Raw genomic sequence first — 20,297 nt, forward strand, 5'->3', positions numbered from 1 at the left:
GGGAGCGGGCTTGCCCCGCGATAGGGCCGGTAATATCGCGCAAACAACCCAAGGACCACCATGAACCACCGCACCGCCCTCGGCGCCCTGCACATCGGCGCGCTGTTCTTTGGCCTGACCGGCGTGTTCGGCAAACTGGCAGCCAGTGCCAGCCCGTCGATCATCGTCTTCGGCCGCGCCGCCTTCGCCGTGCTCGCCCTGGGCCTGTTCGCCAGCCTGGCGCGTCAGGCCTGGCAGCCTTTGGGCGGGCGCGACCTGCGCCGCCTGCTGTTGGGCGGGGTATTGCTGGCAGGGCACTGGGTGAGCTTCTTCGTCGCGGTCAAGGTCGCGGGCGTGGCCATTGCCACCTTGGGCTTTGCCAGCTTCCCGGCCTTCACCGTCATCCTTGAAGGCCTGTTGTTCCGTGAGCGTATCCGTCGCAACGAGGCCGTGCTGGTGGTGCTGGTGAGCATCGGCCTGGTGCTGGTCACCCCGGCTTTCGACCTGGCCAGCGAGGCCACCGGTGGGCTGCTCTGGGCGCTGCTTTCGGGGCTGCTGTTCTCGCTGCTGTCACTGACCAACCGCGCAGGTTCCGGGCGCCTGCCGGCGGTGCAGGCGGCGCTGTGGCAGAACCTGGTAGTCAGCCTGTGCCTGCTGCCCTTCGCCGCCCCGGGGCTGGCCAGCGTAGCGCCCATGGACTGGCTGTGGATCGCCCTGCTGGGGGTGTTCTGCACCGGCGTCGCCCACAGCCTGTTCGTCGCCAGCCTGGCCGTGATCAAGGCCCGCACCGCGGCGGTGGTGTTCGGCATGGAGCCGGTCTACGGCATCGCCGTGGCCTGGGTGGTGTTCGCCGAAACCCCCACTCTGCGCATGCTCGCCGGCGGCGCGCTGATCATCTTCGCCATCGTGCTGTCCAGCCGCATGGCCGCCGAGCAGCCGGTGAAACCGCGCGCCGTGGTGGAGAGCGCCTGATCAGCGATCGTTGTGGCCCAGGTCGCGCTCGGGGTCGATCAGGTCGCGCAGCCGCTGCTTGAGCACCTTGGCTTCGGGGAAGCCGCCATCAGCCTTGCGCTCCCACAGTTGCACGCCGTCGCAAGTGATGCAGAACACGCCACCGGTACCTGGCGCCAACGCCACCTGGCCAAGCTCGTCGGCGAAGGTGCTGAGCAGTTCCTGGGCCAGCCAGGCGGCACGCAGCAGCCATTGGCATTGGGTGCAGTAGGTAATGACGATCTGCGGTTTGCTGTCGGCCATGTCGGGCATCTCCAGAGGAAGGGCCGCTTATACTAGCGGTCTTTACCGCTGCTTTTGAGACTCACGATGCGCCGCCTGCTGTTATGCCTTTTGCTGACGCTCACCTCCCTCACCCTGTTTGCCGCCGAGCCTGCCAGGCCGAAGGTCGGTCTGGTGCTGTCGGGCGGCGCCGCCCGCGGCCTGGCGCACATCGGTGTGCTCAAGGCCCTGGAGGAACAAGGCGTGCGCATCGACGCCATCGCCGGCACCAGCATGGGCGCGGTGGTCGGCGGGCTGTATGCCTCGGGCTACAGCGTCGAGGAGCTGGAAAAACTGGCGACCACCCTGGACTGGCAGCAGGCGTTGTCCGATGCCCCGCCGCGCGAGGACATCCCGTTCCGCCGCAAGCAGGATGACCGCGACTTCCTGGTCAAGCAGAAGCTGAGCTTTCGCGACGATGGCAGCCTGGGCCTGCCGCTGGGGGTGATCCAGGGCCAGAACCTCTCGCTGCTGCTGGAGAGCAAGCTGGCGCACACCGCCGACATCCGCGACTTCGACAAGCTGCCGATTCCCTTTCGCGCCGTGGCCACCGACATCACCACGGGTGAAAAAGTGGTGTTCCGCCGCGGCCACCTGCCCCAGGTGGTCCGCGCCAGCATGTCGATCCCGGCGGTGTTCGCCCCGGTGGAACTGGACGGCCGGCTGCTGGTGGACGGCGGCATGACCGACAACATCCCGCTGGATGTGGTGCGCGAGATGGGCGTCGACATCGCCATCGTGGTCGACATCGGCACCCCGCTGCGCAACCGCAAGCAGCTGGCCACGGTGGTCGACGTGCTCAACCAGTCGATCACCCTGATGACCCGGCGCAACTCCGAGGAACAATTGGCCAGCCTGGCCCGCGACGACATCCTGGTGCAGCCGCCGCTGGCCAGCTTCGGCGTCACCGACTTCGGCCGCGCCAGCGACATGATCGACGCCGGCTACCGCGCCACTCGCGCCCTGGACCCGCGGCTGGCGGCGCTGCGCCAGGCCGACGGTGATGCCGGCCTGGCGGTGGCCCGGTCACCTGGCCAGCGCACCCCGGTGATCACTGCGATCAAGGTGGAAAACGACTCCAAGGTCAGCGACGACGTGATTCGTTACTACATCCGCCAGCCGATCGGCGAGCCGCTGCAACTCGATCGCCTGCAGACCGACATGGGCACCCTGTACGGCCTGGATTATTTCGACCAGGTGCAATACCGCGTGGTGCACAAAGGCGAGGCCAACACCCTGGTGATCAAGGCCCGCGGGCGGCGCGGCGGCACCGACTACCTGCGCCTGGGCCTGAACCTGTCCGACGACCTGCGCGGCGATAGCGCCTTCAACCTGGGGGCCAGCTACCGGGTCAACGGCATCAACCGCCTGGGCGCCGAATGGCTCACCCGTGCCCAGATCGGCGACCAACAGGAGCTGTACAGCGAGTTCTACCAGCCGCTGGACGTTGGCTCACGCTACTTCATCGCCCCTTATCTGGACCTCGGCTCACAGAACGTCGAGGCCACGCTGGACAACGACCCGGTGGCCGAATACCGCCTGGAGCGCTACGGCTTTGGCCTGAACGTCGGGCGGCAGATCAGCACCTACGGCGAAGTGCGCCTGGGCGTGGGCAAGGCCTGGGGCCAGGCCGAGGTGCGCATCGGCGACCAGAGCCTGCCTAAGGTCAGCTTCAACGAGGGCTTCTACGAGCTCAAGTACTCGTACGATACCTTCGACAATGTCTACTTCCCCCATGGCGGCGAGCAGATCGGCCTGACTGCGCGCAAGTACGACCAGTCGCTGGATTCGGACCAGAACTACCGGCAGTGGTTGTTCAACCTGGACAAGGCTTTCAGCAGCGGGCCGAATACCCTGGTGCTGGGTGGGCGCTACGGGCGCACGCTGGATGAGGCCGAAGTGGTGACATCGAGCTTCGTGTTCGGCGGCGCCCGGCAGCTGTCGGGCTTCCGCCAGGACTCGATCTCCGGGCAGAACATGAGCCTGCTGCGCATGGTCTATTACCGCCGCCTGACACCGCGCGCCTACCTGCCGCTGGACTTCCCGCTGTACATCGGAGGGTCGCTGGAGCGGGGCCGGGCGTGGAACAACGACAATGAATTCGACAGTGGCTACATCAATGCCGCGAGCATCTTCCTTGGGCTGGAGACGCCGCTGGGCCCGCTTAACCTGAGCTATGGGGCCAACGATGCGAATGAGCAGGCGGTGTACCTGAATCTGGGGCACACCTTCTAAGTTGCAAGCGGCAAGTGTAAAGCTGCAAGAAAAAAGCGGATCGCGTCAGTACGCAGATCCGCTTTCACTTGTGGCTTGCCGCTTGCCACTTGCCGCTGCTGTCAAGATTTCTCGAGATTACCGAGAATCTTCGCATGCACCCGCATGCACACTTCCAGATCGGCTTCGTCGACGCCGCTGAACAGCTCGACGCGCAAAGCATTGGCGATGGTCTCGATCTGCTCGATCAGCGGTTTGGCCGGTGGGCACAGCACAATCTTCTTCGCCCGGCGATCTTCCACTACCGCCTGACGCCGCACCAGGCCCTGGGTTTCCAGGCTGTCGAGCAGGCGGGCCAGGGTCGGGCCTTCAACCCCGACGCTCTGGGCCAGCTCACGCTGGGTTGGCGCATCGTCAAAACGCGCCAGGTGCAACAGCACCAACCAGCGCGCCTGGGAAAGATTGAGCCCGGCGAGGCGGCGGTCCAGTTCGGCACGCCAACCCCGGGACATCTGGGCCAGCTGCATGCCGAAGCGGTGTTGGTTGTCGGTCAGGGGCATAAGCAACTCAATGAATAGAACTAATTATTAGTCAGCTAACCATGCCCCAGCCCATGAGGCAAGGTTCAGCGCTTGGGAAACATCGGATAATCCTGTAATCGCCTGACAAAGGTCAGCAAATGGCACAAATGCCAGCGATCACAGTTCGAACTCCGATGCCAGCGCCGCCCGTACGCAATACAACACGCCTTCGGGGACGCGCGCGCCGAACAGCGGCGCGACAGCCGAAACCGGCGGCAGCTCACCCTCGCCATCGAGGAAGGCATCCTGCACCTCCATCATCAGCTCTTCGGGCAGGTCGAGCGCCTGCTCCAGGCTCAGCTCCTGACGGCCAATGGCTTCTGCCAACAGGCTGTAGACGTTCTTCACGCTGCAGTTGAGCTGGCCGGCGATCTGCGCCGGGGTCATGCCGGCGCGGGCCAGGCTGACCAGCTCGTGGCGCAGGTCGAGTACCACTTTCGGCGCCTCTTCGGTGCCGCCGGCGCCATTGAGCACTTCGAGGAAGGCCTGGCCGTAGCGCTCCAGCTTGCGTGCGCCGACGCCGCTGACCTGGGCCATGTCGCTGAGGCTGGTGGGCATGCTGCGCAGCATTTCCAGCAGCGTCGAGTCGGGGAAGATGACGTAGGGCGGCACGCTGTGCTCTTCGGCCAGTTTGCGCCGTAGGGCGCGCAGCGCCTCCCACAGCTCGCGCTCCTCGGCCCGCACCAACTGGCTGGCCGGGCTGCCACCGCTGCTGCCGGACGACTTGGCCACGGTCTGCGGCTTGAGGTCGCGGCGCAGTTGCAGGTTGACCTCGCCACGCAGCAGCGGGCGGCAGCTGTCGGACAGGCGCAGGCCGCCATAGCCTTCGAGGTCGATATCCACTAAACCGCGTGCCACCAACTGGCGGAACAACGAGCGCCATTCGGCCTCGGCCAACGCCTTGCCGACGCCGTATACCGAGAGTTTTTCGTGGCCGAAGTTGCGTACCTTTTCGTTGTCCTTGCCCAGCAGCACGTCGACCAGGTGGCCGACGCCGTAACGCTGGCCGGTGCGGAACACCGCCGACAGGGCCTGCCGGGCAGGCTCGGTGGCGTCCCAGGTCTGTATCTGGTCTACGCAGTTGTCGCAGTGTCCACAAGGCTGCTCCAGCACTTCGTCAAAGTAGGCCAGCAGCGACTGGCGGCGGCAGCGGGTCTCTTCGCACAGCGCCAGCATGGCGTCGAGCTTGTGCTGCTCGATGCGCTTGTGGCGCTCGTCGCCTTCGGAGTTCTGCAGCATCTGCTTGAGCATCACCATGTCCTGCAGGCCGTAGGCCATCCAGGCGTCCGACGGCAGGCCATCACGGCCGGCGCGGCCGGTTTCCTGGTAGTAGGCCTCGAGCGACTTGGGCAGGTCGAGGTGGGCGACGAAGCGCACGTTGGGCTTGTCGATGCCCATGCCGAAGGCGATGGTGGCGACCATGATCAGCCCTTCCTCGTTGAGGAAGCGGTGCTGGTTGGCGGCGCGGGTTTCGGCTGCCAGGCCTGCGTGATAGGGCAGCGCCGGGAAGCCTTGTTCGCAGAGGAAGGCTGCAGTTTCGTCGACTTTCTTGCGTGACAGGCAGTAGACGATGCCGGCGTTGCCACGGCGCTCGGCGAGGAAGGCCATCAGCTGCTTGCGCGGCGCTTCCTTGGGCACGATGCGGTAGAAGATGTTCGGCCGGTCGAAGCTCGACAGGAAGCGCTCGGCGCCCTGCAGGTGCAGGCGCTGGACGATTTCCTCGCGGGTGCGCATATCGGCGGTGGCGGTGAGGGCAATGCGCGGCACATGGGGGAACAGCTCGGCGAGCTGGCCCAGTTGCAGGTATTCGGGGCGGAAGTCGTGGCCCCATTGCGATACGCAGTGGGCCTCATCGATGGCGAACAGCGAGATGTCGAGGTCACGCAGAAAATCCAGCATGCGCGGCTGTACCAGGCGCTCGGGCGCCAGATACAGCATCTTCACCTCGCCGCGGCGCAGGCGCCCTGCCAGTTCGCGCTGCTGCTCGGCACTGAGGGAGGAATTGAGCGCCGCGGCGGCCACCCCCAGTTCGTCAAGGGTAGCGACCTGGTCGGCCATCAACGCGATCAATGGCGACACCACTACCGTCAGGCCCGGGCGCAGCAGCCCCGGCACCTGGAAGCACAGCGACTTGCCGCCGCCGGTGGGCATCAGCACCAGGGCATCGCCGCCGTTGGCCACGCATTCGATGATCGCGGCCTGGCGCCCACGGAAACTGTCGTAACCGAAGACATCCTTGAGGACGCGCTGAGCCTGTTCGAGCATTTGCCACTCCAAAATCGCCGTACCATCCTGGACACAGGCTGGACGATAAATCCGCCAGGCACCGTACAAATGCGTAAGCGGTTTTTGCCGGATCGCCGCACAGGCCACCCAACACGAAAAGTGGCGGAGTATACCCGACTGGCTCAGCCCACGGCAGGCTGCGGTGACAGACGTTCCCTTTGCCCCGTGAACGCCGCAAGGTGCTAGAATTCGTTATCGTTTATTCCCCAAGGTAGCCCTGTAATGTCCTTCGCCGAGCAACTGACCCGCCTGCAAGCCTTCCTCGATGCCGATGAGCTGCACGAAGAAGCGCTGGACTACGTCGCCGCACACGGCTACCTGACCGCACTGTCGATCTGCTCGGAAGAGGTTCCCGAGCGCGAATGGATCGACGCGCTGTTCGCTGAAGAGCCCCATTACACCAGCGATGCCCAACGCACCGAGATCGAAGCGACGCTGGTAGCCCTCAAGGGCCACATCGCTCGCCAGTTGGCCAGCGAAGAGGAATTCGACCTGCCGTGCGACCTCGACCTGACCGACGAGCCGGACGACTCGGACCTGCGCGGCTGGTGCATCGGTTTCATGGAGGGCGTGTTCCTGCGTGAAGAGGCCTGGTTCGACAACTCCGAGGATGAAGTCAGCGAAATGCTCCTGCCGATCATGGTCGGTTCGGGCCTGTTCGACGAGCAGCCAGAGTTCGCCGACATCGCCAGCGATGCCAACCTGCAGGACGACATGATCGTGCAGATTCCCGAAGCGCTGAGCGCGCTGTTCCTGCTGCAGCACGCACCGGACGAAAAACCTGCCGTACTCAAACCACGCCGCCACTGATCGGCGTGGTGCGCTACCTGCTGCTGGCCGTCGGCTGGCTCAGCGTCGCGCTGGGGGTGCTGGGGATCTTCCTGCCGGTCCTGCCCACCACCCCTTTCCTGCTGCTCGCGGCGGCCTGTTTTGCCCGTAGCTCGCCGCGCTTTCACACTTGGTTGGTGAACCACCCGAAACTCGGGCCGTGGATTCGCGACTACCTCAGCGGCGAGGGCATCCCGCTCAAAGGCAAGGTGTATGCGATCGGCCTGATGTGGGCGAGCATCGGCTTGTCGTGCTACCTGGTGCCGTTGTTCTGGGCTCGGGCGTTCATGCTGACCAGCGCGGTGCTGGTCAGTGCCTGGATTCTCAAGCAGAAAACATTGCGCCGCCAAGGCTGACACCCTCACTGGGCAAGTCGCTGCGACTTGCCCAGTGAGGGTGTCAAGGCCATCTACACCGTATCCACCTTCAACGAATGGTCATTGAGCATGCCGTTGATGATGGTCGCCGTATCATGCCCGGCCGCGATCAGCCCACCGGCACCTGCCGTGACCCCGTAATGCTGGGCCAGGTCGACCCCGGCCAGCTCGATGGTCTGGGTCGGCGCCGCCCCCGCGACGCTGCTCACCTCGATGGTCGACACCACGTTGCTGCCCGTGCCGCTGACCTTGAAGTGCAGGTAGTCATCCAGCGAGGCGCTGGTGGCGTTCTCGCCCTGCAGCAACTGGGACAGATCGAGGCGATCGGAGCCCGGGGTGAAATCGGTCACGGTGTCATGCCCGCTATCGCCCTTCTGCCAGACGAAGGTGTCGTTGCCACTGCCGCCGGTCAGGGTGTCATCACCCGGGCCGCCAATGAGCGTGTCGTTGCCGCCACCGCCCTTGAGCACATCATTGCCAGCGCCACCGTTGAGCACGTTGTCGCCGCCATTGCCGATCAAGGTATCGTTGTAATCTGAGCCGATCAGGTTCTCGATGCTGGTCAGGGTATCCACGCCGGCGCCCCCGGTGTTCTGCGCACCGACGTTGCCCAGATCGACCACCACCCCGGCAGCGGCCTTGGCAAAGCTGACCGTGTCGATGCCCTGCCCGCCGTCGAGCAAGTCATTGCCGGGCCCTGCGATCAGTAAGTCATTGCCGTCGCCGCCATACAGGCTGTCATTGCCGGCCCCGGCCACCAGCACGTCATTGCCGGCCCCGCCGTTAAGCGTATTGTCGCCAGCCCCGGCGAGCAGCACATCGTCCCCTCCCGTGCCCTCGAGAACATGACCTGCCTGATAAGTGATATCGACGTTGCCGGTCGCCGTGCCGCCATGGTTGTCGCTGACGCTGTAGGTGTCATGGACCACGGGGTTACTGGCGTTGCTGTAGTCCACCAGCAGGCTCAGCTTGTAGTTCTCGGCAGCCTTGCTGCTACCCAGGGCGTTCTCGGTGTTGACCAGGTGAATGCTGTACACCCCGTCATGGCTGGCCGTGAAACTCTTGCCATCGGCAATCGGCTGGTAGCTGCCAGTGGCGTCCTTCCACTCCATCAACAGGTTGCCGGCCGGGCGGTCGTGATCGAGGGTGAGGGTTTCGCCCTTGCGCAGGGTGACGGTGAAGGTGTCCTCGTCGTTGGCGTTGCTGTTGCTGATCAGCCCGAGGTAGCCCGCCACCACCAGTGCCGCGGTCATGCTGCCCGACTGGCTGGTGAACTCGCTGCGTGCCAGAGTGCGGAACTGGTTTTCGGCACGGTCCTTGGTGCCGTCCATGTAGACGGTCTGCGCCTGGACGCCCGGGGTGAAGCCTGCGCCTTTGTCGGCGAAGCCGGTGTTGAAGGTGATCGGCGCCGCGCTCAGCCGATCGTGGTCCGCATCGCTGTCGTTGGCCAGCAGCGCTTCGGCCGGCACGCTGACGCTGGTACCGCTGATATTGGTGATGATGTGGTCTGCACCGGCGATCGGTGCATGGTTGCCGTTGATGTTCACCGTCAGGGTGGCAGTGCTGGTATCACCGTCGTTGTCGCTGGCCGTGAAGGTGAATTTCTCCACCTGGCCGCCGTTGTCCTTGGGTGGTGTGTAGGTGAATTCACCGTTGTCCATGTTCACCAGCAGGGTGCCGCCCAGGCTGGTCTTGATGGTGAGGCTGTTGCTGAGAGTATCGAACGACGCCTTGTCCACCCCGCCACTGACCGTGTAACCGCCCTGCCCGCCGTTGGCTTTCGGGTCGAAGCCATAGGTGGTGCCGTCCACCATCAGGGCTTTGATGAAGCCACCATCGGCACCGAAGTCGCCGCCACTCATCAGGCTGCCGGTGATCGGTGCGCCCTGCACCATGCCCGAGAGCACCGCGCCGAGCTGGTTGAGGTCGGTAACCACCACCGACTGGGTATCGACATGGCTGCTGCCATCGTAGGCCAGCGGGTCGAGATTGCCCTCGTTGACGCCATTGCCCATACCGATGGCGTAAGACTTGACGCCATTCTGGTCGAGGAACGTCTCCCACGTGGTTTCACGGGTGGAGGTCATGCCGTGGCCCGAGCTCGGCTCACCGTCGGAGAAGAAGTAACTGACATTCTGTGCACCATCGAGCTTGCCGCTGGTGGCGAACGCCTGCTGGGCCTTGGTGGCTGCCGAGTCGTAGTAGGTCGCGCCGTCGGCGTGGAGCCCGGCGATCAGGTTCTTGGCCTCGCCGATCGATACCCACGTCTGCGCTTGCTGGGTGGCGCCGCTGGAGAAGGTGACAATCTGCACCTTGATGTCGCCCATCGCGTCGTACTTGTCCAATAGCGTGTTGATCGCTTGCTTGGCCAGGTCCAGCCGGCTCAGGCCATTCACGCCGGAGTCCCAGGCCATGCTGCCGGAGACATCGATCACCAGCAGGATATTGGAGTCCACCTGGCCGGGGGTGATGCTGCGCACTGCGCACTCGGCCTTGGGCACGTCGTCGACGATGTTGATGGCAATGGTGTTGGTGACACTGTTGCCATGGGCGTCGGTGGCCTTGTAAGTGAAGTGCTCCACCACCGTGTTGGCACCATCGTTGGCACCGCCCGGGGTTTTCGGTGCAGAGGTCAGGGTGTAGGTGTAGGAACCGTCAGCCTTGAGCAGTAACTGCCCGTACTGCCCTGCCGGATTGCCCTCCAGGCTGTAGGTCAAGGCACCGGAGCCGCCGGTGACCGACCCGACCAGGCTGCCGGACGCCGTCTCGCCGGTCGACCCTGGGTCGCTGCCCACGACGCTGCCGGCCGCGAGGTCATTGCCATCCTTATGCAGGTCCAGGGCTTTTTCATACACAGTGACGTCGTTGTCCTCGGACGCCGTCAGTTTGCTGTCCAGCACCTTGACCGAGATGGTCGTGGTGCTCTCGTCACCGTCGGCATCACGGATGGTGTAGACGAAGGTGTCCGTCGCCCAAGGCGGCAGATCCTGGTTGGGGTTGGCGTGGTAGGTGGCGTTGCCCTGGGCATCCAGGGTCAGGTAGCCGTACAGCCCGTTGATAGGGTCGCCCACATGGCCGCTGGCCGAGGTGGAGGTGTCATTGCCGGCGCGTACACCCACCACGTACTGGCCGTCGCCGCGTACATCGGCGCCGAACACATCGTTGGCCAATACGTTGCCGCTGATGCTGTCGCCCTCGCTGACATGGGCGAAATCGCAATGGGCCTTGGGCACGTCGTCGACGATGCTGATCACAATGGTGCTGGTGGTGGTGTTACCTACCGAGTCCTTCACCTGATAGGTGAAGCTGTCGGTGATCACGTTCGGACCATCGTTGACATAGTTCGGCGAGTTCGGCGCTGAGGTCAGGGTGTAGGTGTAGCTGCCATCCGCGTTCAACAGGATCTGGCCGTATTGGCCAGCGGCATTGCCGACCAAAGTGAAGGTCAATGCGCCCACGCCACCGGTGACCGCATCGGTCAGCGAACCGGATGCTGTTTCGCCACTGGAATGCGGGTCGCTCCCCTCTACGTTGCCACCGGCCAGGTCATTGCCGTCCTTGGTCAGGTCCAGGGCTTTCTCGTAGACCGTCACTTCACTGTCGGTGCCGGCGACCAGTTTGCTGTCCAGCACCTTGACCGAGATGGTCGTGGTGCTCTCGTCACCGTCGGCATCACGGATGGTGTAGACGAAGGTGTCCGTCGCCCATGGCGGCAGGTCCTGGTTGGGATTGGCGTGGTAAGTGGCATTGCCCTGGGCATCCAGGGTCAGGTAGCCATATTGGCCGTAGATCGGGTCGCCTAAATTACCGTGCGCGGAACTCGACGTATCGTCGCCTGCACGCACTCCGACCACATACTGGCCGTCGCCGCGTACATCGGCGCCTTTGACGTCATTGTCCAGCACGTTGCCGCTGATGCTGTCGCCCTCGCTGACATGGGCGAAATCGCAATGGGCCTTGGGCACGTCGTCGACGATGCTGATCACGATGGTACTGGTGGTCGTGTTACCCACCGAGTCCTTCACCTGATAGGTGAAGCTGTCGGTGATCACGTTAGGACCGTCGTTGACATGGTTCGGCGAGTTGGGCGCCGAGGTCAGGGTATAGGTGTAGCTACCATCGGCGTTCAGCAGGATCTGGCCGTATTGGCCAGCGGCATTGCCGACCAGGGTGAAAGTCAATGCACCCACACCACCGGTGACCGCATTGGCCAGCGAACCGGATGCTGTTTCGCCACTGGAATGCGGATCGCTCCCCACTACGTTGCCACCGGCCAGGTCATTGCCGTCCTTGGTCAGGTCCAGGGCTTTCTCGTAGACCGTCACTTCACTGTCGGTGCCGGCGATCAGTTTGCTGTCCAGCACCTTGACCGAGATGGTCGTGGTGCTCTCGTCGCCGTCGGCATCACGGATGGTGTAGACGAAGGTGTCCGTCGCCCATGGCGGCAGATCCTGGTTGGGGTTGGCGTGGTAGGTGGCGTTGCCCTGGGCATCCAGGGTCAGGTAGCCGTACAGCCCGTTGATAGGGTCGCCCACATGGCCGCTGGCCGAGGTGGAGGTGTCGTTGCCGGCGCGTACACCCACCACGTACTGGCCGTCGCCGCGTACATCGGCGCCGAACACATCGTTGGCCAATACGTTGCCGCTGATGCTGTCGCCCTCGCTGACATGGGCGAAGTCGGCCTGAGCCTTGGGCACGTCGTCGACGATGCTGACCACGATGGTACTGGTGGTCGTGTTACCCACCGAGTCCTTCACCTGATAGGTGAAGCTTTCGGTGATCACGTTCGGGCCATCGTTGACGTGGTTCGGCGAGTTGGGCGCCGAGGTCAGGGTATAGGTGTAGCTACCATCGGCGTTCAGCAGGATCTGGCCGTATTGGCCAGCGGCATTGCCGACCAGGGTGAAAGTCAATGCACCCACACCACCGGTGACCGCATTGGCCAGCGAACCGGATGCTGTTTCGCCACTGGAATGCGGATCGCTCCCCACTACGTTGCCAGCGGCCAGGTCATTGCCGTCCTTGATCAGGTCCAGGGCTTTCTCGTAGACCGTCACTTCACTGTCGGTGCCGGCGATCAGCTTGCTGTCCAGCACCTTCACCGAAATGGTCGTGGTGCTCTCGTCACCGTCGGCATCACGGATGGTGTAGACGAAGGTGTCCGTCGCCCACGGCGGCAAGTCCTGGTTGGGGTTGGCGTGGTAGGTGGCGTTGCCCTGGGCATCCAGGGTCAGGTAGCCATATTGGCCGTAGATCGGGTCGCCTAAATGACCATGCGCGGAACTCGACGTATCGTCGCCTGCTCGTACCCCCACCACATACTGGCCGTCGCCGCGCACATCGGCGCCTTTGACGTCGTTGTCCAGCACGTTGCCGCTGATGCTGTCGCCCTCGGTGACATGGGCGAAGTCGGCCTGAGCCTTGGGCACGTCGTCGACGATGCTGATCACGATGGTACTGGTGGTCGTGTTACCCACCGAGTCCTTCACCTGATAGGTGAAGCTGTCGGTGATCACGTTAGGACCGTCGTTGACATGGTTCGGCGAGTTGGGCGCCGAGGTCAGGGTATAGGTGTAGCTACCATCGGCGTTCAGCAGGATCTGGCCGTATTGGCCAGCAGCATTGCCGACCAAGGTGAAGGTCAATGCGCCCACACCACCGGTGACCGCATCGGTCAGCGAACCGGATGCTGTTTCGCCACTGGAATGCGGGTCGCTCCCCTCTACGTTGCCACCGGCCAGGTCATTGCCGTCCTTGGTCAGGTCCAGGGCTTTCTCGTAGACCGTCACTTCACTGTCGGTGCCGGCGATCAGTTTGCTGTCCAGCACCTTGACCGAGATGGTCGTGGTGCTCTCGTCGCCGTCGGCATCACGGATGGTGTAGACGAAGGTGTCCGTCGCCCATGGCGGCAGATCCTGGTTGGGGTTGGCGTGGTAGGTGGCGTTGCCCTGGGCATCCAGGGTCAGGTAGCCGTACAGCCCGTTGATAGGGTCGCCCACATGGCCGCTGGCCGAGGTGGAGGTGTCGTTGCCGGCGCGTACACCCACCACGTACTGGCCGTCGCCGCGTACATCGGCGCCGAACACATCGTTGGCCAATACGTTGCCGCTGATGCTGTCGCCCTCGCTGACATGGGCGAAGTCGGCCTGAGCCTTGGGCACGTCGTCGACGATGCTGACCACGATGGTACTGGTGGTCGTGTTACCCACCGAGTCCTTCACCTGATAGGTGAAGCTTTCGGTGATCACGTTCGGGCCATCGTTGACGTGGTTCGGCGAGTTGGGCGCCGAGGTCAGGGTATAGGTGTAGCTACCATCGGCGTTCAGCAGGATCTGGCCGTATTGGCCAGCGGCATTGCCGACCAGGGTGAAAGTCAATGCACCCACACCACCGGTGACCGCATTGGCCAGCGAACCGGATGCTGTTTCGCCACTGGAATGCGGATCGCTCCCCACTACGTTGCCACCGGCCAGGTCATTGCCGTCCTTGGTCAGGTCCAGGGCTTTCTCGTAGACCGTCACTTCACTGTCGGTGCCGGCGATCAGCTTGCTGTCCAGCACCTTCACCGAAATGGTCGTGGTGCTCTCGTCACCGTCGGCATCACGGATGGTGTAGACGAAGGTGTCCGTCGCCCACGGCGGCAGGTCCTGGTTGGGGTTGGCGTGGTAGGTGGCGTTGCCCTGGGCATCCAGGGTCAGGTAGCCATATTGGCCGTAGATCGGGTCGCCTAAATGACCATGCGCGGAACTCGACGTATCGTCGCCTGCTCGTACCCCCACCACATACTGGCCGTCGCCGCGCACATCGGCGCCTTTGACGTCGTTGTCCAGCACGTTGCCGCTGATGCTGTCGCCCTCGGTGACATGAGCGAAGTCGGCCTGAGCCTTGGGCACGTCGTCGACGATGCTGATCACGATGGTACTGGTGGTCGTGTTACCCACCGAGTCCTTCACCTGATAGGTGAAGCTTTCAGTGATCACGTTCGGGCCATCATTGACGTGGTTTGGCGAGTTCGGCGCCGAGGTCAGGGTATAGGTGTAGCTGCCATCGGCGTTCAGCAGGATCTGGCCGTATTGGCCAGCTGCATTGCCGACCAGGGTGAAGGTCAACGCACCGACACCACCGGTGACCGCATTGGCCAGCGAACCGGATGCTGTTTCGCCACTGGAATGCGGGTCGCTCCCCTCTACGTTGCCACCGGCCAGGTCATTGCCGTCCTTGGTCAGGTCCAGGGCTTTCTCGTAGACCGTCACTTCACTATCAGTGCCGGCGATCAGCTTGCTGTCCAGTACTTTGACCGAGATGGTCGTGGTGCTCTCGTCACCATCGGCATCACGGATGGTGTAGACGAAGGTGTCCGTCGCCCACGGCGGCAAGTCCTGGTTGGGGTTGGCGTGGTAGGTGGCGTTGCCCTGGGCATCCAGGGTCAGGTAGCCATATTGGCCGTAGATCGGGTCGCCTAAATGACCATGCGCGGAACTCGACGTATCGTCGCCTGCTCGTACCCCCACCACATACTGGCCGTCGCCGCGTACATCGGCGCCTTTGACGTCGTTGTTCAGCACGTTGCCGCTGAAGCTGTCACCCTCGGTGATTTGGGCGAAGTCGGCATTGGCCTTGGGCACGTCGTCGACGATGTTCACATCAAGGCTGCCGCTGGCATGGCTGCCGTTGCTGTCGGTGACACTGACCGGGAAATGTTCCATCAGGCTGTTGGTGCCATCGCCATTGGGATGGCTTTCGTTGCTCTGCAGCGTGTAGCTGTAGCTGACCACGCCCGTGGCCGGGTTGTAGCCGGTGATGGTGAGGATATTGCCAAGGCCGGTGACGATGGACTGCCCCACACCGGTCACCACACCGGCGGTAACCACGTTGATGCCGCCGACACTGAGGTTGTATACCCCATCCGGCGCCACCACGTTGAAACTGCCGCTCTGCGTCAGTGCCGCCGGGTTGTCCGCGCTGCCCTGGGGCAGGTTGGCTTCATTCACGGTCAGCTCACCGGGCTGGACCTCCAGGCCATTGAGGGTGACCGGGTGATCCGGCGGATTGACTGGCGGTGGTGGCGCAAGCGGATTCAATGCCCCACTGTCGTTGCCGTCGATGTCCCGCTCGCCCAGGTAACGGTTGGCCAGCTCGGGGATACCGTTGAAACCTGCCGTGGGGAAACCGATGGTAGGGGCGACGCGCCCTGCCACCTCGGACAACATGACGAAACTGTGCCCGCCACCCAACGCGCCTGCCACGCCGCCGGGGTTACCACCCGCCGCAGTGGGCTCGGCGTCCTCGGTAGGGTCGGCGCCCGCAGCGATGGCCTTTTGCAAGCGCTCGACATCACTGAGTTGCGCCTCGCTCGGTTGCAGGTCGGGGGTATGCACATGGGGTGCGTGATTGGCCAGCAACTCCGGGGTCATCTGCAGGCTGCTGTCGCGGCCCAGTGTGAGTTCGGCACCGTTCTGCAGGCGCACTGCCACGGCACTGGCATCCCCCGTTTCGAGCTGCTCACCGGCAAACAGGCGGTCGCCTTCCACCAGCAACCGCCGGTGGCCGTCGTCCCCAACCGCGAAAACCTGGCCAACCACCTTGCTGACCACGCCGACTAATCTGGCCATGAATGCACGCCTCCCCTGCCGATGGGCTTTTCGCAGATCAAGGCATGCCGGGTAAATCGTGCAACGTTCCGTATGGGCTGTTTGCCGGACCGTCACTGTCACATACGTGGGAATCACCCTCCATGTGACTACTGCTGCGATAGCGGTGATAGGCAATGGCCATTAGTAAATGCCAATTTATTGTCGCCAAATTCCGCTTTCGCCGTCCTCCCCGTACTGCTTATCCGCAAAAAATCTAGAACTTTCTGCAAAGCCCGAAAACTGCCTATCCCAGCCAGTTCGCCGAGCCACCTGAATAAAACAATGTCGTGGTTTCTTTAGACCGCATAAGTTTTTTTTCGCATATACCTTATGAGAAATTCTTCTTAGTTCGCGCGTTAAATGTTCTTAGCTCTGTTGTTACAAACCTGAAACGGTTTGATTCTAATATTTCGTCATTTTATTGACGATCGCAGGACTTTTTAGAGACCAGGGAGAAGTACCCCATGCGCACATTAACCCCCCTCACCAGTGCGATTGTATTGGCTATGGCGTGTGCCAATACGCAGGCGATGTCCATCACCGAGGCCGTGCAGAGTGCCGTGGACCAGCATCCCCAGATCAGCGCCAGCCGCAACAGCCGGCTGTCGGCCGACGAGGATGTGAAGTTCGCCCGCGGGGGTTACTACCCAACCGTCGACCTGGTGGGCGGCTATGGCCGCCAGCGCTCGGACAACACCAACACCCGCGGCTTCAACCCGGACGGTACGCGCAACCACAACAAGGAAACCCTCAACTACACCCAGTCCGAACTGCGCCTGCGGCAGATGCTGTTCGACGGCTTCAACACCGCCAACGAGGTCGGCCGCACCGAAGCGGTGGCCAACTCCCGCGCCTACTACACCCAGGCCACCGCCGAGACCGTGGCGTTGCGCGCCATCGAGGTCTACCTCGAAGTGCTCAAGCGCCGCGAACTGGTGACCCTGGCCAAGAACAACCTGCAGGCCCACCTGCGGGTCAATGACCAGATCGGCCTGCGCAGCGAGCGTGGCGTGGGCAGCAACGCCGACCTCGATCAGTCCAGCGCCCGTCGCGCCTTGGCCGAGAACAACCTGGACACCGCCGAAGTCGATCTGGCAGACGCCGAAACCAACTTCTACAGCGTGGTCGGGCGCGTGCCCGACGAGCTGGAAACGCCGGTCACGATCAAGGGCGAAGTGCCAGGCACCCTGCAGGATGCCCGCCAGGGCATGCTCGAGAACAACCCCTACCTCAAGTCGGCACAGGCGGACATCAAGTCCGCCGAGCAACAGTACGAAGTGGCCAAGTCACCCTTCTATCCGCGCCTGGACGCTGTATTGGCCACCGGCGCCAACAACAACATCGCCGGCCAGAAGGGCCACGACAACAACGACTGGCAGGCTGGCGTCGAGCTCAGCTACAACCTCTTCCGCGGGGGCAGTGACAAGGCCCGCCTGCAGTCCGACGCCCACAAGATCAACCAGGCCATGGACATCCGCAACAACGCACTGCGCGAGCTCAACGAAAACCTCGGCCTGGCCTGGAACGCCATGAACAACGCGCGCAAGCAGACCCCCACCGCACGTGAGTACGCCGAAACCACCCAGCGCGTGCGCGCCGCCTACCAGGACCAATTCGGCCTCGGCCAACGCACCCTGCTCGATCTGCTCGACAGCGAAAACGAGCTGTACAACGCCAACCGCCGCTACACCGAGGTGCGTTACACCGAGGAGTTCTCGATGTACCGGGTACTGGCGACCATGGGTGAGCTGCTGGGCAAACAACGCATCTCGCTGCCGCCGGAGGCCATCGCCAAGAGCGAAGTGCGTAACGAGGCCAGGCTGCCCGACATGCGCTAGGCCTCAAAAAACAGGGATCTTTTGCGTCCACCGCGGCAGGAGTAGGCCATCGTGACCAGCATGCAAAGCACCCAACCGCGCCTGGATGTGGATGATCCGTTGCTCGATGGCTTGCTGATCCTGTGCAAACTGCATGGCTGCCCCGCCAGCCGCGCCAGCCTGTGCAGCGGCCTGCCGCTGGCCGAGCAACGCCTGGGGTTGGCGCTGCTGCCGCGCGCTGCCGCCCGTGCCGGGTTACAGGCGCGGGTGCTGCAGCGCTCGCTGGACGCCATCTCGCCGCTCAACCTGCCCGTGCTGTTGATCCTCAACGATGGCCGCAGCGCCGTGCTGCAACGTTGGGCGGATGACGGCCGGGCGTTGCTGCTGCCGTGCGAGGCCGAAGGCGGTGAACAATGGGTCGAGCGCGAAGCACTGGCCGAGGCCTACAGCGGCCAGGCCCTGTTCGCCCGCCCCCGCCACACCCTGGAAGACGTACGCGCGCCGCTGATTCCGCGGGTCAACGCCTGGTTCCGCGACACCTTGCGCCATTCCCGCTGGCTGTACGGCGACGCACTGCTGGCGAGCCTGCTGATCAACCTGCTGGGGCTGATGGTGCCGCTGTTCGTCATGCAGACCTACGACCGCGTGGTCCCCAACCAGGCGCTGTCGACCTTGTGGGTACTGGTCGCCGGCCTGTTCATCGGCACCGCCTTCGAGCTGGTGCTGCGCATGGTCCGCGCCCACCTGCTGGACCAGGCCGGCAAGAAGACCGACCTGATCCTGTCCGCCACCCTGTTCGAACGCATCACCGGCATGAGCATGAAAGCCCGCCCAGCCACCATCGGTGGTTTTGCCCAGAGCATCCACGATTTCCAGGGCCTGCGCGAATTCCTCACCGCCGTGACGCTGACCAGCATCATCGACCTGCCCTTCGTCGCGCTGATGCTGGTAGTGATCGGCCTGCTTGGCGGCTGGCTGGTACTGATCCCGCTGATCGCCTTCCCGGTGGCCATGGCCCTGGCGCTGTTCATCCAGGCGCGCCTGCGCGACACCGTGCAAAAGAGCCTGAGCCTTGGCGCCGTGCGCCAGGCCCTGTTGATCGAAACCCTCGGCGGCCTGGAAACACTCAAGGCCTGCGGCGCCGAAAGCGAGCGCCAGTACCAGTGGGAGCACACCAACGGCGCCATCACTCGCCTCGACGCCCACGCCCGCAACCTGTCGTCCCTGGCCACCAACGGTACGCTGTTCATCCAGCAGTTCTGCGGCATGGCCACCATAGTCGCCGGCGTCTACAGCATCATCGCTGGCAACCTCAGCGTAGGCGCCCTGGTTGCCAGCTACATGCTGGGCAGTCGCGTGCTTGCCCCGCTGGGCCAGATTGCCGGGTTGATCACCCGCTACCAGCAGGCGCAGTTGACCATGCAAAGCACCGATGCGCTGATGAGCCTGCCGCAGGAGCGCCAGGCGGACCGCCTGGCACTCGAACACACCACACTGCACGGCGGCGTGAGCATCAGCCACGTCACCTTCCGCTACCCAGGCCAGGCTGCCCCTGCCCTCAACGACGTGAGCTTCACCCTCAAAGCGGGCGAGCGCATCGGCGTCATTGGCCGCAGCGGTTCGGGCAAGAGCACCCTGGCGCGGCTGCTGATGGGCTTCCATCACCCCGACGAGGGCCAGGTACTGCTGGACAACCTCGACCTGCGCCAACTGGACATTGCCGACCTGCGCAACCAGATCGGCTACGTCGCCCATGATCTGCCGCTGCTGGCCGGCAGCCTGCGCGACAACCTCACCCTCGGTGCGCGGCATGTCAGCGATGCACGCATGCTCGAAGTGGCCGAGCTGACCGGCGTCAGTGACCTCGCCCGGCAGCACCCGCAAGGTTTCGAGCGCCCGGTGGGCGAGCGCGGCCAACTGCTCTCCGGCGGCCAGCGCCAGGCCGTGCTGCTGGCCCGGGCACTGTTGCTGGAACCACCGATCCTGATCCTCGACGAACCCACCAGCCACATGGACAACAGCAGTGAGGAACAACTGCGCCAGCGCCTGGCGAACTGGGTACCGGGCAAGACTCTGCTATTGGTCACGCACCGCACCTCGATGCTCAGCCTGGTGGACCGGCTGCTGGTGCTGGACAACGGCAAGATCGTCGCCGACGGGCCGAAAGATGCGGTGATCGATGCACTGCGCAAGGGTCGTATCGGTTCGGCTTTGTAGGTCTGCAAGTGCAGCACCCTCTCTGTGGGAGCGGGTTCACCCGCGAAAGCGCCAGCAGGGCCACTGCTGCATTCGCGGGTAAACCCACTCCCA

Annotated in this window: 10 protein-coding genes; 6 read left to right on the top strand and 4 right to left on the bottom strand. The window is 63.7% G+C overall.

What is annotated here, in order from left to right; translation table 11 throughout:
- Positions 1 to 60 precede the first annotated feature (60 nt).
- Complete coding sequence (locus LOY51_RS19920; protein WP_125465057.1) at positions 61 to 951, top strand: DMT family transporter; 891 nt, start codon at positions 61 to 63, stop codon at positions 949 to 951.
- Here the strand turns inward: LOY51_RS19920 and LOY51_RS19925 are convergent, their stop codons facing one another.
- Positions 952 to 1,233, bottom strand: a complete 282-nt coding sequence (locus LOY51_RS19925; RefSeq protein ID WP_125859574.1) for an Rdx family protein — start codon at positions 1,231 to 1,233, stop codon at positions 952 to 954. It lies immediately after the preceding gene.
- A gap of 66 nt (positions 1,234 to 1,299) precedes the next feature.
- Between LOY51_RS19925 and LOY51_RS19930 the strand changes: the two genes are divergently transcribed.
- Positions 1,300 to 3,486 carry a patatin-like phospholipase family protein gene (locus tag LOY51_RS19930; protein ID WP_125859575.1) on the top strand — a complete coding sequence of 729 codons (2,187 nt, stop codon included), beginning with the start codon at positions 1,300 to 1,302 and terminating at the stop codon, positions 3,484 to 3,486.
- A 101-nt stretch (positions 3,487 to 3,587) separates the two neighbouring features.
- Here LOY51_RS19930 and LOY51_RS19935 read toward each other — a convergent pair whose 3' ends face one another.
- Positions 3,588 to 4,025 (bottom strand): MarR family transcriptional regulator, encoded by a 438-nt coding sequence (locus tag LOY51_RS19935; protein ID WP_125465059.1) that lies wholly within the window; start codon positions 4,023 to 4,025, stop codon positions 3,588 to 3,590.
- Positions 4,026 to 4,163: 138 nt separating this feature from the next.
- A complete protein-coding gene (gene recQ, locus LOY51_RS19940) occupies positions 4,164 to 6,311 on the bottom strand; it encodes a DNA helicase RecQ (RefSeq protein WP_258642746.1) in 2,148 nt (715 codons plus the stop codon).
- Between the two features lie 243 nt (positions 6,312 to 6,554).
- Here recQ and LOY51_RS19945 point away from each other — a divergent pair, with 243 nt between their 5' ends.
- Positions 6,555 to 7,142 carry a YecA/YgfB family protein gene (locus tag LOY51_RS19945; protein ID WP_125859577.1) on the top strand — a complete coding sequence of 196 codons (588 nt, stop codon included), beginning with the start codon at positions 6,555 to 6,557 and terminating at the stop codon, positions 7,140 to 7,142.
- Positions 7,143 to 7,150: 8 nt separating this feature from the next.
- Entirely contained in the window at positions 7,151 to 7,516 is a 366-nt protein-coding gene (locus tag LOY51_RS19950; RefSeq protein ID WP_125859578.1) for a YbaN family protein, read from the top strand.
- 53 nt (positions 7,517 to 7,569) lie between these two features.
- Here the strand turns inward: LOY51_RS19950 and LOY51_RS19955 are convergent, their stop codons facing one another.
- Complete coding sequence (locus tag LOY51_RS19955) at positions 7,570 to 16,149, bottom strand: retention module-containing protein (RefSeq protein WP_258642748.1); 8,580 nt, start codon at positions 16,147 to 16,149, stop codon at positions 7,570 to 7,572.
- A gap of 485 nt (positions 16,150 to 16,634) precedes the next feature.
- Here LOY51_RS19955 and LOY51_RS19960 point away from each other — a divergent pair, with 485 nt between their 5' ends.
- Together LOY51_RS19960 and LOY51_RS19965 are read left to right on the top strand one after the other, a co-directional pair.
- Positions 16,635 to 18,008: a TolC family outer membrane protein gene (locus tag LOY51_RS19960; RefSeq protein ID WP_125859580.1), complete on the top strand. Its 1,374-nt coding sequence runs from the start codon at positions 16,635 to 16,637 to the stop codon at positions 18,006 to 18,008.
- 60 nt (positions 18,009 to 18,068) lie between these two features.
- Positions 18,069 to 20,204 carry a type I secretion system permease/ATPase gene (locus LOY51_RS19965; RefSeq protein WP_125861375.1) on the top strand — a complete coding sequence of 712 codons (2,136 nt, stop codon included), beginning with the start codon at positions 18,069 to 18,071 and terminating at the stop codon, positions 20,202 to 20,204.
- Positions 20,205 to 20,297 lie beyond the last annotated feature (93 nt).

The organism is Pseudomonas sichuanensis, assembly GCF_024749065.1.
Classification (GTDB): Bacteria; Pseudomonadota; Gammaproteobacteria; order Pseudomonadales; family Pseudomonadaceae; genus Aquipseudomonas; species Aquipseudomonas sichuanensis.

Coding starts and splice junctions, on each gene's coding strand:
- LOY51_RS19920 (WP_125465057.1), top strand. CDS start 61: ATGAACCACCGCACCGCCCTCGGCGCCCTGCACATCGGCGCGCTGTTC.
- LOY51_RS19925 (WP_125859574.1), bottom strand. CDS start 1,233: ATGGCCGACAGCAAACCGCAGATCGTCATTACCTACTGCACCCAATGC.
- LOY51_RS19930 (WP_125859575.1), top strand. CDS start 1,300: ATGCGCCGCCTGCTGTTATGCCTTTTGCTGACGCTCACCTCCCTCACC.
- LOY51_RS19935 (WP_125465059.1), bottom strand. CDS start 4,025: ATGCCCCTGACCGACAACCAACACCGCTTCGGCATGCAGCTGGCCCAG.
- recQ (WP_258642746.1), bottom strand. CDS start 6,311: ATGCTCGAACAGGCTCAGCGCGTCCTCAAGGATGTCTTCGGTTACGAC.
- LOY51_RS19945 (WP_125859577.1), top strand. CDS start 6,555: ATGTCCTTCGCCGAGCAACTGACCCGCCTGCAAGCCTTCCTCGATGCC.
- LOY51_RS19955 (WP_258642748.1), bottom strand. CDS start 16,149: ATGGCCAGATTAGTCGGCGTGGTCAGCAAGGTGGTTGGCCAGGTTTTC.
- LOY51_RS19960 (WP_125859580.1), top strand. CDS start 16,635: ATGCGCACATTAACCCCCCTCACCAGTGCGATTGTATTGGCTATGGCG.
- LOY51_RS19965 (WP_125861375.1), top strand. CDS start 18,069: ATGCAAAGCACCCAACCGCGCCTGGATGTGGATGATCCGTTGCTCGAT.